Below are 15,022 nucleotides of genomic sequence, written 5' to 3' on the forward strand. Positions count from 1 at the left end.
CTAAATCTGTAATCCCCACTACTTTTAATAGCCTGTCCAAAGGTCCTTTCTTTAATATTTTTTATTTATATAAATGCTATAAGAATTAATAATACTTTATTATCTAAGTCTATAATTATTTTCTTGTCCTTTAATTTCGACTATGAATTTTTTTGACATTTCATAAATTCTACTTCCAATCGCTTCATCAAAACTTAACATTTCTTCAACCAAATATTCAGTTGAAACTATTATAGGCAGTTTATTAATATATCTATAATTTATTATTTCAAACATTATGTTAATATCAGTTTCATTAACTTTCCCTTTAAATAAATCGTCTATAAGCAATATTTCAGCTAATTGGTATTTACCAACTATATTTTTATAATATTCTTTATCCAAAATATTTTGTTTTAACTTAGTGATAACATCTCTATAAGGCATATATACAACTCTTTTACCATCTTTCTTTATAAAGTTATTTGCTAATGCTATGCACAAATGAGTTTTCCCTGAACCTGGTTGTCCACAAAACATTATCGAATTATGCTTTGTCTTTTCTATTTCCTTAAACCTTAGATAATAATTTGTTGCAGCATTCTTCATATTTTTACTTAAGCTGCTCCAATGCTCATAAGTTGCAAATGTCTTATCTAAATCATCCGTTTTAAGTCCAGATGCTTCCCACTGTTCTTTAACTTTTATAATTTCATAACACTTACACCTTTCTACTACTCTACCTGTGTTATCAAGTATCCATGTAGTATCTTTACATATTTGGCAGTTATATGAGTTCTTCTGCTTTTCTTCGATCTTCGTCGCTAAGTTCTCCGTATTGACTTTCTGTGTTGACATTGAGGATTGTCTTATTCTTTCCAGAACCCCATCTATTACTGTGTTTCCTGTTGTTATGTTGTCCATTCATATTCCCTCCTTTATTTAAATAATTCCCTTCTAGCACCTTAGTGAAATTATTAGGTTTTATAAGCCAATCAAATGTAATAACCCATGATCTATCATTTTGACCCTTTAGAAAATCTGAATTATTTATACTTTCTATTGCTTCAATTACTTTTTCTATCCCGAATTCATTAATTCTAGTTTTTAGCATTTTATATCTATTTGTATTAGGCTTAATTGCTACTAATTTAGATAAATTTAATTTATTCCAAGCTTCAATTATAGGTAGTAATTTATTACTACTTAATATATCTTTAGATATATTATTATTTGTATTATTAATACTTGTATTATTCTCTTCACAGTTTTCCGAAGGGGTCAGTCGATTTTCCGAAGGGGTCAGTCGATTTTCCGAAGGGGTCAGTCGATTTTCCGAAGGGGTTGACTTATAACAAATTGTTCTATTTTTTATTCTTATAATCCGCTTTAATATCTCCTTGCTATTTTCCTTGTAGATATATTTAATATCTACATACCCCTTTTTCTCCAAAGATTTTACTATTTCTGAACAACGATTTTTTGAAAGATTAAAAAACGTTGCAAAATGCTCATTACTAGCAAAACATCCGTCTGAATTATCCAAACTCTCTATTTCTGTTAAAAATACTTTTTCAGTTAATGTTAATTCTTTTGATAGCCAAATTTCTTTTGGTATCCAAACGCCTTTAAATGCTCTTTCCATAATTAATACCTTTCTGATATAATATAAAATATCATTTTTTCTTTGGACTTACCTTAACTTTGGTCGGTGTGGTACGTCCTTTTTCTTTTATCTTCTAAAATTCCATAAAACTTTTGTATGAATATTACAAAACACAAATTCATATGGAGTTGCTCTTTCTACTAGAAAATCATTAGGATTTAATCCGTTATTTGCTAAAAACCCTTTTTGCTCTCTTGTTAACTTCTTAAGCTTCTTCATTTAATAAACTCCTCTCCAATATCTCTAATTCTTTAAACTCTTCTCTTAAGTGTTTTAAATTAATTTCAAATGCCCTCTTAGCAAGGTTATGTGTATTTTCTTCTGCAATAAATTGCTCTAACTTATCTATTCTTTTAATAATTACTTTTTTTCTTTCAGATATCTTTAATTGACTAATTGATTTTGTCACTAAGCAATACCTCCCTCATGCTTAACTTTAACAATATTGTTTTTGAGCCCTACAAATAAACTTATTCAACTCTTCACTAATAGCAATAGTCCTTTCATCACCTATTCCATATTTCTCAATGGCTTTATAAAGTTGTTCTCTTAAATTTTCCATAAGTACCTCCTATTTTTTTATTAACTTATTTAATCCTTCTACAGTAGATACAATAATCATCATTAACCCAATAATTATTACTAAGACTAGGGGCATTACAAAGAAGCATATACCCCATATATTTAAACCTTCCATTAATCCTCCTAACCTGTTATATTAAAATCTTTAAATATTTCATCTGTTGTACATCTATATAACTTTGCCATTCGCACTATTAATTTAGGTGATGTTTTTTATCACCTCTCTCTAATTTTCCTAAGTATAAGTCGCTTATACCTAGTAAATTTGCAACCTCCTCTCTATCGATAAACCCAGCTCTTAATCTTCTTAATTTTATTGGTTCTGACTTCATAATTACCCTCCTAGTTCTAAATTTGACATTTTTAGACTTTTTATTGTATTATTTTCTTGTATTCGCGCTTACAATTCACTTAGAAAGGAGGGGAAATTTATGACAACCATCTATGCTTGTTTAGCAGGCAACTGGGTAAACTTATGCGATGATCCAAACTGCAAAATAGGCCCTCATTACAAATCTCCTACAATATGGTATGAGGAAAACGCTGAAATTTATAGCCCTATAAAAAAGGAAGAAGATGATACACTTTACCAACTAGATCATGTTTATATCCATTACTTAGGTAAAGATTACCGCATACACCCCATTTTTATCCAAATAGTAAAAAGTTAATATTTTCTGTTTAGATAATTATCTAAACAAACATGGTCGTCAATCTTTATATTGGCGGCTTTATATCTAAAATACATATCAATTCCATCTCTTATATACTTCCATTCAGTACGAGTTAATCCATCTAACTCATTTTTGATTACGTTTATCTTACTCTCTGTTATATTTTTAAAAACTGTTCTACTTGTTACTTTTTCTGCAGCGTTACACATACTATTACTATCTTTTTCAAAAACTTTAAGGTTCTCGTTAGTTGCAGTTTGTACAATTTCAACTGCATGTTGAAAAAATTCTACATCTGAATCTAAAAATGTAACTGATTCAAATTTTTCTGCACACTCCTTTAATTCAATAGCTCTTTCTAAAATTTCTCTTTTATTCATCCTTAATTCCTCCTAATAAATCACTAATATATAATTTTTATAAACTTCTATATGTTTATCTTTATATTTCTTTGTTAAAGATATCTTCTCTTTAAACGTTTTATATGGTATTGCTGTGCATACTTTATTGCCTATCATTTAAACCACGTCTTTAAAATTAATTTGATTATTTATTCTTGAAATTTCATCCAATAAACCTGTTGGTGCTTTATAATCTCTTATTATTTCTTTAGCCTTTTCTGCTTGACTTCTCTTTATAGCTTTATATGATTTAACTTGAAATTCCCTTTTCACTTGACCATAAATATCTGCATAAACTCTTCCTCTTAAAGATTTGTCCTTATATGCTAGTGTTCCATAGCCTGTTACTCTAGTGCAAACTTTCTTAATTAAACTTGTAATTTCATCGCAATCAATCCCCAATAATGGAAGATTATCTTTTAATTCTTTAAAATCTTCTTTAAGCTCTATTACTTCTTCTTTGACTTCTTTAGCATATTTAAATTGAAGCTCTAGCATTTCCTCTGTAGTAAGTGGCTTAAGCTGCCCTTTTATAGCTTGTTCCATTTTATTAAATCTTTCTACATACTTAGCCGTAAATAATATTCCTTTTTCTCCCTGCTGCTTATTCCCTAATAATTCACAGCCCATTTTCGTAACTAAGTAACACTTATATTCTCTAGTACCGGATCTATAAGTTGATTGTATAAAATAGTTTGATACCGCCAAATTGGCGTTTTCCAAAACCGGTATTATTCCTAACTTTCCTTCTCTTCCTTGTATCATTTCTAATACATATGAATGTTCTTTTCCTAACATTTCAGCGACTTCTCTGCTATCTATAGTAACTAGTTGGTTATTTCTATAACCAACCATCACTCCATCTTTATGCATATGACTTATACTTTCCAATTTCTTTCCCCCCTTAATAAAATAATATTTACATTTTGTTTTTATATATTATGGTAGCCTTTGTTAATCCAGCTAAATATCCCAGAATATAACTTTTATCTTCTTGTCTTACTTCTTGAAAGAGATCTAAGTTAGCCTTTAGAAGATTCATTTTCATTTCTAATATTTCTTTATCTGACACTTTACCCCTCCTTTATTAGTTGCAATGCAACGTTACGACATAATATTACACTATTTTTTTCCACAAATCAACACTTTTTGCAAAAATTTTTCTAGGTTTTGTTGCAAAGTAGAATTAAAAGTATTATTATTATTCTAGGAGGTGTATCTATGAATACAATTGGAGATAGAATAAAATCTGTTAGAATATCAGAAAACCTATCACAAGAAGAATTCGGAAAAAGATTAAATTTATCACGCAGTATTATATCTTGTTACGAAAAGGGGTTAAGAGAAATAACAGAACGTTCTATAAAAGATATTGTTAGAGAGTTTAATATTGACGAAAACTGGATTTATACCGGTGAAGGTGATATGTATCATAAAATGACTGAGGATGAAGAATTTGCATATATGATTGGAGCTCTTCTAGTTGATGATGAAGAAGATAAAAGAAAATTTATAAGATTAATGCTGGATTTGGATGAAAGTTATTGGCCAATCGTAACTGAACTTATCGAAGGAATAAAGAAAAGAGATGAACACTTATCTAAAATAAATAACCAAAAAAGGGATGCTGACTAAGCTCCCTTTTTTTTATTTCTTCTAATTCCTAATACTACAAGTTTTATTCTATTTAGAATTTTTTCATCATCAATTTCTTCTATTAATTCTATTAATTCCATTTTAATATTTTCCACAATAAACATCCCCTTTGGATTTCTTAATAAGAATTATATATTAACCCGAACATTCGTTCAAGGCAAATTCTATATTTGTATTATAACGCAAAAAAATATTCCTGACAGGAATATTTCGACAAAATTTTTACAGTTGTAGTAAATATGTGTAATTTGTTAAATCTATTGTTTATTAATAAAATTATTTTAAAATATTATATGTAACTTACCATTTTTCTGTCGAATTATGGCATTTGTTGCCGGGAATTTATTAAGAAACAAAGGTTATTTATGTTAAGAAAGGCTCGATTTAATAAAAAACTAACACAAAAAGATTTGGCAATATATTTGGGTGTAAGCCAATCTTATATTTCTAAGTTAGAAACTAGAAAAACTAAATCTATATCCGTAGCTAAAATATTAGTCTTGTCTTCAATATTGGAGTTAGATCCTATAAAAGTTTTTAAGTTTATAGCTGGATTATAGATTTGTTGTTTCATAATGAAACTTTTGTATTTTTATTATTTCGTAATGAAACTTGTAATCTTTCATCAAGAGTATCATTTATAATATTCCTTGGAGGGATATTATGAATATAGGAGAGATTATTGCAGAATTAAGACTGGATAAAAATATGAATCAAGAAGATCTTGCAGCTGTACTTAATATTTCTAGGTCAGCTTTAGCTAATTGGGAAAGTGGTAATAGAAGGATAGATATAGAGACACTAGTTGTTATAGCAGATTATTTTGAGGTTAGTTGTGATTATTTGTTAGGAAGAACAAAACATAAATATAATTTTGCATTAGAGAATAAAAAGAATGTAGATGCCATTATGGATGTATATGAAACTTTAAAAAAATATAAAATAGAAAAATATTAAAGCATGTCTTAGAAATAATAAGATATGCTTTTTTTGTGGATAAAAATTGGCTGATTAATTTTTTTGTTGATAACTTTTGGAAAATGCATTACAATATTGACTATAAAATAAATTTTTGTGAATAAAAGAAGAAAATAGATATGAAAAAAACTCTTTAAGTTGTCTGCGACCAAACTTTCAACTTAAAGAGCCCCACCAAAAAGGTCTTTCACTTTGTTATGTATTAATTATATATTATTAATCATAATTTAGTCAAGTGTTAAGACCTCTTTGTGGAACATTTTTTATATGTTTTTCTCAAGGAGGTATTTTTTATGGAAACAAATATTAAAACAGATTCAACAGTAATTAAAAGAGTGGTTAAAGAAGCCAAATATGCACAAATTGATAATGACTTAATAAACAATAGAGAATTATCATTTAAAGCTCTTGGTATTATGACCTATATATTATCTAAACCTGATGATTGGCAAATATATATATCTGATTTATGTAGAGATAAAGACGGTGAAAAAAGTGTAAGAGCTGGCCTAAATGAATTAAAGGATAAAAAATATATGCAAAGATATAGAGTTTATGACATGGATACTGGGAAAGTTCATCACTGGGAAACCTTAGTTTCTGAAACTCCATTTGAAGATTCTGAAATAATTTCTTCTGTTAAAGAAAAATATTTTAAAGATACAGAAGGTAAGATTGTTAATAAAAAAATAAAAATAAAATCTTTTGAAAGAAGTGTTCCAATCGTTATAGAAAGAGAAATTACACTACTTTCCCAAAAAGGCAAAGTAGAAAATAAAAATAAAAATTTTCTACTTTCCCAAAATGTACAAGTAGAAAACCTACAAGTAGAAAACGCAGGACAACAAATACTAAATCCTTTTACTAACACTGATCCTTTCACCAAAACTGATATTAGTAGTAATAGTAAGGGAGAAAACTCCCATCTCTCTTTCCAAAACAGATATGAAAAAATTATAGGTAAAAAATTAGGAGCAACAACTTTACCTAAATTCCAGGATCATATTAAAAACTTTAGAGCAGATCTAATCGAATCTATTTTAGTATATGCAGAAGAAACTAACGCTAGAACTTACCAATGGTTCGAAGATAGAATAAATGATTGCCTAAGAAAAGGAATTACTACTGGAGAACAATTTACTGATGATATTAATGCCTATAGAGAAAAACAAAGACAAGCTAAAAATAGAGCAATAAAAGAAAAAGAAGAAGCTAAGAATTTAGATAATGCTATCGAAGTAGCAAAAGAAAGAGAACTTTCTGCAATAATTAATAGAGAAATAGACCTAACTGCGGCTGAAGAAGTTCCAGAAGTAAAACAATTATTGGTTGACATTGTTAGCACTACTGAATTTAACGCGTGGATAGTTCCTAACAAATTTTTGAGGATTGATGATGATATTATCTTTTTATGTAGAAATAACCTTACTAAGGGAGTAATAGAGAGAAAATATAAGGATAATATATTAAGTGTGTTAAGGGATAATGGGATTACTGGTGAACTAATCTTAGAAGTAGAAAGAAATTAAGCAAAAGATACTAAAAAACGCAATAGTTTAAATATGGTTTATATATTGTTTAATATATGGTGTTCGCGGTGTGTTACAACCATATTTAAACTATTTATTAACTATACTTAAACTACTTTTAAACCAAAACAAGAGAAAATAAATAAATTTAGTTGGTATTTTGTTAAATTGTTGTTGACATATAATTTAAAACAATGTATTATGTAATCAAGGTAGTTGATATTTAAACAATAAATCAACCCAATACAAAGAAAAATTTAATATTTTATGGAGGGATTTGCTTATGAAGAAAAATGTTCAAATAATTGGCCTTGATTGTGGGCGCGGTTTCACCAAAGGATACACAGAATTTAACGGAATAGTAAAGGAATGTTGCTTTAAATCAATAATAGGAGAAGGCAGAGAAATAGAATTAAGTGGTTTTAATGCTCCAATTATGATTAATTATGACAACGAGGATTGGTTTATAGGATTACTTGCTGAAAAAGAAAGTCAAACATTGGCGAGAAATAATAAGGATAGTAAAGTATCAAATACAGTACAAGTGTTAATAGCTGCTGCTCTAAGTGAATTAGCTATAGAAGATACAGTTAAAATAATGATGGCAGTTCCATATAAGTCTTTTAGAAAATCGGTACTAGCTGAAATAGTTGAAGAATATAAAGGTAGGACTTTTAAAGTTAAAGATAAGATCAATGGTTCTTTTAAAGAAGTTAAGATTAAGGATATAAGCATATGCAGAGAAGCTGATGCAGCTTTATACTGGAAACTTAAAGATGTTGATACTTTATCTAAACCTGTAGGGATTGTTAATATAGGTTTTAGAAGTACAGAGCTTGCATACTTCGATAAGAGCCTTACTTTTATAGATAAGAAGTCTGACACAATAGAGTTCGGTAATAGATCTGTAATGAATAACGTTAAAGATAAGTTGTTAAATAAAGGAATTATAAAAGATGTTAATGAAATTGATACATCTGATGATTATAATGAACTTAAAGAGAAAGCCTATAGGTTAGCATCTGAAAATATAGATCAGTTAATAGAGGATAGATGGATAAACCTTGATGAAATGGATATATTCTTAGCTGGAGGAACTTCTTTAAATATGAACTTTGATGAAAGATTTAAAGTTATAGAAGATGCGCAAATGGCTACAGCTAAAGGGTGTTGGCTTGTAGGGACAGAAAGATTTTAGGAGTGATAGACATTGAAGAAAACAACAAGTTTCCATTTAGAAGAAGATATTCTTAATGAAATAGAAGCATATAAAAAAGAATACAATTTAAGCAGTAGAAATGTAGCTTTAGAAAGAATGTTGCTGGAAAGAAGATTTTTAATAAATTCACCTATACAAAAAGAAGTTGCAGTTCCAGTTGAAGTTAAAGTAAAGGAAGAAAAGAAAAATTCTATTTTAAAGAAAAGTATAAATAAATCATTTGATGATATGGCCGACTAAAAAAATAAATAAAAAAAATAAGGCGGCAACATATGTTACACACCTACTTCGCAACTAGAGTATAACATATTTTGCTTGGCCTTTCAATAAGGAGAGTAAAATAATGAATAATGTAAATGTAATTAATGTAATTATAGTTTTGATAGAGTGGAGCTATGGGATAATAACAACTGGATTAGCTTTCTTTGCTATATTAGCAATAGTAATCTTAGTATTTAATGCTTATAACAATACTAAGAGAAAGGGTAAGAAGGTTAGGGTATAATGGATAGATTTACTGGTTATGATTTAGAAGAAGCTACATTTTATTTATATAAAAGTGACTTATATATAAAATTAGATGTAATGGATATAGTTGAAAATGAAACAGGTATAACTATAGAGCTTGGAGAAGATAAGTGTTATTTAGTTATTTGGAATGATAGTAAAATAACAGAAGTGTTACATCCAGCTAATGTTATAGGAAATTTTTTATGGTGTTTAGAAATTAAAGATAAAGATAATAATGTAATGGGTTATTTAGCAGCATAGATAATAAACTAATAAAAATACCGTACTATTCAGAAATGAATGTGCGGTATTTTTAGTTTGCAATTCAAAAATATTACTAATTATTTAATTTTTCTAATTTTCGTTTATTATTTTCCCTCTTTAATGTACTTACACTAATCCCTATTAATTTCTCAACCTCGTTATAACTTTTATCTCCTCCATTTACAGATAGCATGGATAAAGCTAAGTCTATTTGGTCTTTAGTAAACTTTTTAGGTCTACCCTCTTTATACCCCTCTTTTGTCCTTGCTATTTCCTTTCCTTCTCGGGTTCTTTCTAAAATCATATCTCTTTCAAATTCAGCAAAGGATAAGAATATATTTCTTATTAATTTGCTTGAAGGTGTATTATCCATTACCCCTATATTTAGTATATTTATTTTTATACCTCTATCTAGTAACTCTTGAACTAATTTTGTTCCATCTATTAAGCTCCTAGCGAATCTATCTAATTTAGTAACTGTAAAAGTATCACCTTTTTGTAATTTTTCTAATAATATTTTTAGTTGGGGTCTATCGTTTGTTTTTCCTGAAAATTTTTCCTCTATAACTTGATCACAACCTGCTGCAAATAATTGTGTTAATTGTTCTTCCAAAGAATTTCCATGTCCTTGTTTTATTGTACTAACTCTTGCATATCCATAATTCATATTATTCCCCTCCATTAAGGTCAAAACTGGTCCCAAAATACTAAATTTATACCATGACTTTTGACCATGATTTTTGACCCTTTATTAAGTATTATTTTATCGTTCATTAAAAATCTATGTCAAGCAAAAAATACTCCTAGTTCAAAAGTGTTAAGTTTTGATACTTTTAAAAATTAAACTATCTAAGTAGTATTCCGTTAAAAATATTATTTTGATATTATATTAAGTGTGCGTTTAATAAGATAAGAAACTAAAATAAGGAGTTAATTATTATGGCTATATTTAATAAAAAAGAAAAGATTGATTGGGAAGAAAAATATAATGAGCTTTTATGCAGATATAATTCTCTCTATGAAGAAAATAGAGAATTGAAAAAGAAGGTTAAAGGTCTAGAAGTAAGGATTAAAAAGACAGGGTATCTAGAGCCAAAAGAAAGGCAAATAAGTAATGATGAAATATTATACATAAAGACGTTAAGATTAAAAGAAAATTTTAGCTATAGTTCTATAGCTAAAGAAACTGGTTGGAGCAAAGCTACAATTTGTAGAGTTATTAATGGAGCTTATGATTAAATAATTATATATTATAGTCCCCTTTTTCAAAGGGGCAGGATAAGGTTGTATACAAATTCGCTGGCAAAGCCACGAAAAGTGTTTATATTACTAGGTTTAAGTGTGTAACGCCATTAGTGAATTTTCATTATAATGCGTTACAAATAGTGAATAAAATAAAAACAATCTTGTTTCTTAACATTTGAAACAAAATTGTTTTTGTAATTTTTCACTTTAAGATACTAATTTTCTGTAGCTATATTCAACTTCTGTTTGAGCTAACTTGGCATATACTTTTAATGTAATGCCCACATCTGAATGACCTAGAATTTCTTGTATTATTTCTGGTCTCATGCCGCTCTTTAATGCATTAGTAGCAAATGTATGCCTAAATATATGCGGAGTGATTCTCATTTCTATATTGGCCATTTTTTGCATCTTGTCAACTATAACTTGATATCCTCTATTATCAAGCTTTTTATAAGGTTCTGTATTTATTTTACGATTTTTAGGAGCCTTTGAAGAACAGAATAAGTACTTACTAACTATTCCTTTTTCTTCTCTTTCTTTCAAGTAATTAATAATAGCTCTTTTACATCTCTCTGTAAAATAAACTCTTCTTTCCTTATTCCCCTTACCTATTACAAGTAAAGTTTTATTTTGAAAATCTATATCTTTAACTTTAACATTACCAACTTCACCTACTCTGCATCCTGTGCTTAAAAAGAACTCTAATATTGCTCTATCTCTCCTGCTAAGCATGCAGTCTCTTAGCATTTCAACTTGTTCTTCAGTTAAATGTGGCTTTTGTCTTTTAGGTTCTTTCGCAGGCTTAATTGAAGAACAAGGATCCTTTACTATAAACTCTTCATTTTGAAGCCATTTGAAAAATAACCTTATTGATGTCATAAAAGTATTCATCCCAGCAGGACTTTTACTCTCGCTTTCTGCATACATAAACATTTTAATATCTGGGGTAGTAATTGTTGAAATAGGTTTATGAAAATATCTTTGTAATTTTCTTAAATTATAGTTATAACCCTTCAATGTTGCAGGAGATAACCCTTCTAATTTTTTAGTGGCTAAGAAATAATTTATTTTTTCATCTAAATCACTAGTAACTAATGCGGTTTCTTTAGATGTGACTTCATATTCATATAGAGTTTCTTCTATAACTCTTTTTATTTTTAATTGCTCTTGTAGATCTACCTCTAATTGTGGTAATTCTAGTGTTAATTTTCCTAATAATTTTACCAATAGTTCATTATTACAATTTCTATAATTGTATTCCATTTGTTTTATCCTCCTTGAATTATCCACCCAATTAGGATATAATCTAATTGTCACGTTAGGTCTGCTCTTAATTGAGTGGGCTTTTTTGTTTTTATTTCTTTTTAATTGTTATCTTTTTATCTTCGTAACTTGCGATTATTCCTCTTTCATCTAAAGTAATTCCCATATCATCTAGCCATGACTTTGGAATGCTTACTTTGGGACTATATGAATTTTTGCTTGTATTACCACCAGATTTATTAAACATAACATTTAATTCTCTATTTTCTTTCATTTAATCACCTCCCTATCGGTATCCAATAATTCATAATATTATTATTACATCTATCGGTTACTGTTGTCAATAACTTTAATATCTTATTTTCACAACATAACAAACAATGTATTTAAGCCGTTTAAAGTTATATTTCATCATTCATGTAACAATTTTTTATAATTATTCTTAACATATTACACATCAATTAAAGATAGTAATTTCAAGGCTTTGCCATGAATATGTAGTAAGGTATTCACATCTTCTTATCCTGCCCATTTGAAAAAATGGTGTACATTTATTGTAATTCCCCAGGAAAATCCATATAAATTTTCTTGACTATATGCAATGTGATATAATCACGATATATTAACATTGGAGGTTCTAAAGATGCTTGATTTTAAACTAAAAGATATAAATAATCCTTTTGAAACAAGGCAAGGTGAAACGATAGTTGATTTAGATAAGTATGTTCAATCTTTAAAGGAAAATAATATTCCTTTTAGTAAAGAGCAATACGAAGAAGCAAAAAAGAACCTAGATAAATAGGGTAAAAAAAAGGCTAGAGAAGTTAATCCCTAGCCTTTAATAATTATAAATTTAATAGTTTTCTCCAAGTGTTTTGACCAACAACTCCATCTGGTGTTAATCCATTAGCTTTTTGGAATTTTACTACTGCATTATAAGTATCAGTTTCAAAATCTCCATCTGCTCCATGCTTTCCTAGATCATAACCTAAACTTATTAGTCTTTCTTGAGCTAATTTAGTTATATTACCTTCTGCACCTTTTCTCAATGTTGGACATCCTTCTAATGTTTTAGCTCCTGGATCTCCATCAACTTTTTGCTTAGAGAATCCTTGATTATTACATTCTGTTTGTAAATCTCTTACCCATTGTTCAAAATTAAAAGAAGTATTAAAATTATTAACACCTGTTAATTCATATAGCTTATCAAATGTATTAGTTCCAGCTAATCCATCAACTTTTAATCCATAATCTTTTTGGAATTGAATTAAACTATCATAAGTACCTTTACCAAACTTTCCATCAGCTCCATACCCACCACATTTATAGCCTAAGGCTATTAATAGAGTTTGAAGTTCTTTACATCTATTACCTACATAATTAGCATACTTAGAATAATCTGTAACTGAAGTTGTAGGCTTTGTAACAACTATATTTTCTACTATAGTTGAATCTCCTAATTTCTTTTTAAAATTCACCCACCTATCCCAATTATTAGATGACCAATTAGGACAAATTTTTCTTGATGCATCATAATGCCTTACTACATTAGTAGTAGCTATATTATATTTATCCATTAAGCTCTTAACTAACTCTAATGCATTAGCTTCTGTTTTTTCAGAAACTTCACCATCAGAATTGCAGCACATTTCTATTGAAATAGAATTTCTATTAGTAATACCATACTCACCAGCACCATCACCAACTGCCCAAGCTGAATTACTTTCTTCTACAACTTGTACAATTTCGTTATCATCAATAAAATAATGTGCTGAAGCATTTCTATTGCCCCCGCCAAAATAAGTAGCATTGTCATTAGCAGTATCTCCTTTGTTTCCTGTATAGTGTAATACTAAATACTTTATACTACTCCCATTTCTTGAGCTAAAATTGTAAGCTGATAACCTTTTTTGAATTTCTAACATAAATAACATCTCCTTAAATTTTGATATAAAAAGAGGACCATATAGGCCCTCTAAACTATTCTTTATTAATTAATTTATCACTTACACCTGGTATGTAGGCTTTAGTGTTTTGTGTTGGATCATTAAGTAGTCCTAATAAAATTAAAATTGAACATATAGTTTGTACAATTCCTAAAATCTTTTCAGAATCAATATTTAATCCAAATTGAACTAATAATGATATAACTAATGCTGCTAATGAAAGAATTGTTCCCTTGTTGTTTAATCTTGTAACAATTGATTTTAATATTTTCTTCATACTTGACACACTCCTCTTTCTTCTTCTAATCCATCAATACGCTTATGCGCTGATTTTACACTTTCTTCATTTCTTATAACTCTCTCTTTAAGTTCTGTTACTTCTCTATCCCTAGCTTTATTATCTAGTCTTATTTCATCAACTGCTGTAGCTATATAATCTAGCTTAGCTCTTGTTACAGCTTCTTCTCTAGTATCTGCTCTAATGTCCTGTCCTCTATTTCTTTGAAATGTAGCATAACTTATAATAGCTCCTATAATCGTACAAGCTAATGCAATGCTTATTGTTTCCATTTTCACACCTACCTTTTATTTTTTTGTATTAAAAAAGAGCCTTATTTATAAGACTCTTTTTTTAAAAAACTTTGTTCCCATACGGTGGGTCTATTCTCATATTAATCACATCCTCATGTTTTTTACACAATTTATCCCCATGATCCTTTGCTTGTGTAACTTTTAGTATGGTAATAATCATATATATTTAGATTATATTTAAGACATTTTCTTTTAAGTTGTTCTAATTCAATTTTAAATTCTTCTGATTTATTTTTCTTTTCTTTAATTATATTGGCTAATTCTTCTACTTCTTTAATTGCTTTAACTATTGGTAATTCAAATACATCGCCCATAATATCACCCCTATACAAATTATACCATAAATGTATGTGTATTTTTAGCAAATGTATATTGGGAACTAATATATTCTTTTAATATAAAAGATCTAGCTTACCAAGCTCTTTAAAGTTTTAATTTCACGAACAATATAAATCAAGTGTGAGTTAAAATTATTTCATCATTATATTTATAGCCACCCTATTTAAATTATTGGTA

At 28.4% G+C, this 15,022-nt stretch carries 28 protein-coding genes; 11 read left to right on the forward strand and 17 right to left on the reverse strand.

The window, feature by feature from the left end; genetic code table 11:
* Nucleotides 1-99 precede the first annotated feature (99 nt).
* The 7 genes from ABUA17_RS17210 to ABUA17_RS17240 form a co-directional block, all read right to left on the reverse strand.
* Nucleotides 100-837, reverse strand: a complete 738-nt coding sequence (locus ABUA17_RS17210; protein ID WP_288219163.1) for an ATP-binding protein — start codon at nt 835-837, stop codon at nt 100-102.
* Nucleotides 767-1,624: a helix-turn-helix domain-containing protein gene (locus ABUA17_RS17215; RefSeq protein WP_349818216.1), complete on the reverse strand. Its 858-nt coding sequence runs from the start codon at nt 1,622-1,624 to the stop codon at nt 767-769. The genes ABUA17_RS17210 and ABUA17_RS17215 overlap by 71 nt, the downstream gene beginning before the upstream one ends.
* Before the next feature lie 87 nt (nt 1,625-1,711).
* Nucleotides 1,712-1,864, reverse strand: a complete 153-nt coding sequence (locus ABUA17_RS17220) for a DUF6906 family protein (protein WP_279022286.1) — start codon at nt 1,862-1,864, stop codon at nt 1,712-1,714.
* Nucleotides 1,851-2,054 (reverse strand): hypothetical protein, encoded by a 204-nt coding sequence (locus tag ABUA17_RS17225; protein WP_154821286.1) that lies wholly within the window; start codon nt 2,052-2,054, stop codon nt 1,851-1,853. Before ABUA17_RS17225 ends, ABUA17_RS17220 begins: the two co-directional genes overlap by 14 nt.
* 27 nt (nt 2,055-2,081) lie before the next feature.
* Complete coding sequence (locus ABUA17_RS17230; RefSeq protein ID WP_154821285.1) at nt 2,082-2,207, reverse strand: Spo0E family sporulation regulatory protein-aspartic acid phosphatase; 126 nt, start codon at nt 2,205-2,207, stop codon at nt 2,082-2,084.
* Nucleotides 2,208-2,216: 9 nt separating this feature from the next.
* Entirely contained in the window at nt 2,217-2,342 is a 126-nt protein-coding gene (locus tag ABUA17_RS17235; protein WP_342985939.1) for a hypothetical protein, read from the reverse strand.
* A 79-nt stretch (nt 2,343-2,421) separates the two neighbouring features.
* Nucleotides 2,422-2,559 (reverse strand): hypothetical protein, encoded by a 138-nt coding sequence (locus tag ABUA17_RS17240; protein WP_342985938.1) that lies wholly within the window; start codon nt 2,557-2,559, stop codon nt 2,422-2,424.
* 99 nt (nt 2,560-2,658) lie between these two features.
* Between ABUA17_RS17240 and ABUA17_RS17245 the strand changes: the two genes are divergently transcribed.
* Nucleotides 2,659-2,898: a hypothetical protein gene (locus ABUA17_RS17245; protein ID WP_279022290.1), complete on the forward strand. Its 240-nt coding sequence runs from the start codon at nt 2,659-2,661 to the stop codon at nt 2,896-2,898.
* Here ABUA17_RS17245 and ABUA17_RS17250 read toward each other — a convergent pair.
* The 3 genes from ABUA17_RS17250 to ABUA17_RS17260 form a co-directional block, all read right to left on the reverse strand.
* Nucleotides 2,895-3,281: a hypothetical protein gene (locus ABUA17_RS17250; protein WP_349818217.1), complete on the reverse strand. Its 387-nt coding sequence runs from the start codon at nt 3,279-3,281 to the stop codon at nt 2,895-2,897. The genes ABUA17_RS17245 and ABUA17_RS17250 overlap by 4 nt on opposite strands.
* A 138-nt stretch (nt 3,282-3,419) precedes the next feature.
* On the reverse strand, nt 3,420-4,193 hold the full coding sequence (locus tag ABUA17_RS17255) for an ORF6C domain-containing protein (protein WP_349818218.1): 774 nt from the start codon (nt 4,191-4,193) through the stop codon (nt 3,420-3,422).
* Nucleotides 4,194-4,221: 28 nt separating this feature from the next.
* Complete coding sequence (locus ABUA17_RS17260; protein WP_349818219.1) at nt 4,222-4,374, reverse strand: hypothetical protein; 153 nt, start codon at nt 4,372-4,374, stop codon at nt 4,222-4,224.
* A 149-nt stretch (nt 4,375-4,523) separates the two neighbouring features.
* Between ABUA17_RS17260 and ABUA17_RS17265 the strand changes: the two genes are divergently transcribed.
* The 8 genes from ABUA17_RS17265 to ABUA17_RS17300 all read left to right on the forward strand — a co-directional run bounded on the left by ABUA17_RS17265 (nt 4,524) and on the right by ABUA17_RS17300 (nt 9,455).
* Complete coding sequence (locus tag ABUA17_RS17265; RefSeq protein ID WP_349818220.1) at nt 4,524-4,937, forward strand: helix-turn-helix domain-containing protein; 414 nt, start codon at nt 4,524-4,526, stop codon at nt 4,935-4,937.
* Between the two features lie 386 nt (nt 4,938-5,323).
* Nucleotides 5,324-5,518: a helix-turn-helix domain-containing protein gene (locus ABUA17_RS17270; RefSeq protein WP_349818221.1), complete on the forward strand. Its 195-nt coding sequence runs from the start codon at nt 5,324-5,326 to the stop codon at nt 5,516-5,518.
* A 103-nt stretch (nt 5,519-5,621) separates the two neighbouring features.
* Entirely contained in the window at nt 5,622-5,915 is a 294-nt protein-coding gene (locus tag ABUA17_RS17275; protein WP_349818222.1) for a helix-turn-helix domain-containing protein, read from the forward strand.
* A gap of 314 nt (nt 5,916-6,229) precedes the next feature.
* Complete coding sequence (locus tag ABUA17_RS17280) at nt 6,230-7,465, forward strand: hypothetical protein (RefSeq protein ID WP_349818223.1); 1,236 nt, start codon at nt 6,230-6,232, stop codon at nt 7,463-7,465.
* A 283-nt stretch (nt 7,466-7,748) separates the two neighbouring features.
* Nucleotides 7,749-8,663: a ParM/StbA family protein gene (locus ABUA17_RS17285; protein WP_288218909.1), complete on the forward strand. Its 915-nt coding sequence runs from the start codon at nt 7,749-7,751 to the stop codon at nt 8,661-8,663.
* Between the two features lie 12 nt (nt 8,664-8,675).
* The gene (locus ABUA17_RS17290) at nt 8,676-8,924 is read left to right on the forward strand and encodes a hypothetical protein (RefSeq protein ID WP_349818224.1); all 249 of its coding nucleotides are present in this window, start codon (nt 8,676-8,678) and stop codon (nt 8,922-8,924) included.
* 103 nt (nt 8,925-9,027) lie between these two features.
* Nucleotides 9,028-9,189: a hypothetical protein gene (locus ABUA17_RS17295; RefSeq protein WP_349818225.1), complete on the forward strand. Its 162-nt coding sequence runs from the start codon at nt 9,028-9,030 to the stop codon at nt 9,187-9,189.
* Nucleotides 9,189-9,455 (forward strand): hypothetical protein, encoded by a 267-nt coding sequence (locus ABUA17_RS17300; RefSeq protein WP_349818226.1) that lies wholly within the window; start codon nt 9,189-9,191, stop codon nt 9,453-9,455. Before ABUA17_RS17295 ends, ABUA17_RS17300 begins: the two co-directional genes overlap by 1 nt.
* Before the next feature lie 76 nt (nt 9,456-9,531).
* Here ABUA17_RS17300 and ABUA17_RS17305 read toward each other — a convergent pair whose 3' ends face one another.
* Nucleotides 9,532-10,125: a recombinase family protein gene (locus ABUA17_RS17305; protein WP_288218910.1), complete on the reverse strand. Its 594-nt coding sequence runs from the start codon at nt 10,123-10,125 to the stop codon at nt 9,532-9,534.
* Between the two features lie 272 nt (nt 10,126-10,397).
* Here ABUA17_RS17305 and ABUA17_RS17310 point away from each other — a divergent pair, with 272 nt between their 5' ends.
* Nucleotides 10,398-10,697: a hypothetical protein gene (locus tag ABUA17_RS17310; RefSeq protein ID WP_288161266.1), complete on the forward strand. Its 300-nt coding sequence runs from the start codon at nt 10,398-10,400 to the stop codon at nt 10,695-10,697.
* Between the two features lie 213 nt (nt 10,698-10,910).
* Here ABUA17_RS17310 and ABUA17_RS17315 read toward each other — a convergent pair whose 3' ends face one another.
* Nucleotides 10,911-11,969 (reverse strand): tyrosine-type recombinase/integrase, encoded by a 1,059-nt coding sequence (locus ABUA17_RS17315; RefSeq protein ID WP_288161265.1) that lies wholly within the window; start codon nt 11,967-11,969, stop codon nt 10,911-10,913.
* Between the two features lie 91 nt (nt 11,970-12,060).
* The gene (locus ABUA17_RS17320) at nt 12,061-12,243 is read right to left on the reverse strand and encodes an AbrB/MazE/SpoVT family DNA-binding domain-containing protein (RefSeq protein WP_288161264.1); all 183 of its coding nucleotides are present in this window, start codon (nt 12,241-12,243) and stop codon (nt 12,061-12,063) included.
* A gap of 369 nt (nt 12,244-12,612) precedes the next feature.
* On the opposite strand from ABUA17_RS17320, the gene ABUA17_RS17325 reads away from it, so the two are divergent.
* Nucleotides 12,613-12,771: a hypothetical protein gene (locus ABUA17_RS17325; protein WP_288161263.1), complete on the forward strand. Its 159-nt coding sequence runs from the start codon at nt 12,613-12,615 to the stop codon at nt 12,769-12,771.
* A 43-nt stretch (nt 12,772-12,814) separates the two neighbouring features.
* Here ABUA17_RS17325 and ABUA17_RS17330 read toward each other — a convergent pair whose 3' ends face one another.
* The 4 genes from ABUA17_RS17330 to ABUA17_RS17345 all read right to left on the reverse strand — a co-directional run bounded on the left by ABUA17_RS17330 (nt 12,815) and on the right by ABUA17_RS17345 (nt 14,820).
* Complete coding sequence (locus tag ABUA17_RS17330) at nt 12,815-13,894, reverse strand: peptidoglycan recognition protein family protein (protein WP_288161262.1); 1,080 nt, start codon at nt 13,892-13,894, stop codon at nt 12,815-12,817.
* A gap of 55 nt (nt 13,895-13,949) precedes the next feature.
* Nucleotides 13,950-14,192 (reverse strand): phage holin, encoded by a 243-nt coding sequence (locus ABUA17_RS17335; RefSeq protein ID WP_195949540.1) that lies wholly within the window; start codon nt 14,190-14,192, stop codon nt 13,950-13,952.
* Nucleotides 14,189-14,485: a hypothetical protein gene (locus tag ABUA17_RS17340; RefSeq protein ID WP_288161261.1), complete on the reverse strand. Its 297-nt coding sequence runs from the start codon at nt 14,483-14,485 to the stop codon at nt 14,189-14,191. Before ABUA17_RS17340 ends, ABUA17_RS17335 begins: the two co-directional genes overlap by 4 nt.
* Before the next feature lie 131 nt (nt 14,486-14,616).
* Complete coding sequence (locus ABUA17_RS17345) at nt 14,617-14,820, reverse strand: hypothetical protein (RefSeq protein WP_288161260.1); 204 nt, start codon at nt 14,818-14,820, stop codon at nt 14,617-14,619.
* Nucleotides 14,821-15,022 lie beyond the last annotated feature (202 nt).

The sequence above is a fragment of the Clostridium sp. RTP31139st1_H3_RTP31139_211217 genome (genome assembly GCF_040227035.1).
Lineage (GTDB): Bacteria > Bacillota > Clostridia > Clostridiales > Clostridiaceae > Clostridium > Clostridium saudiense.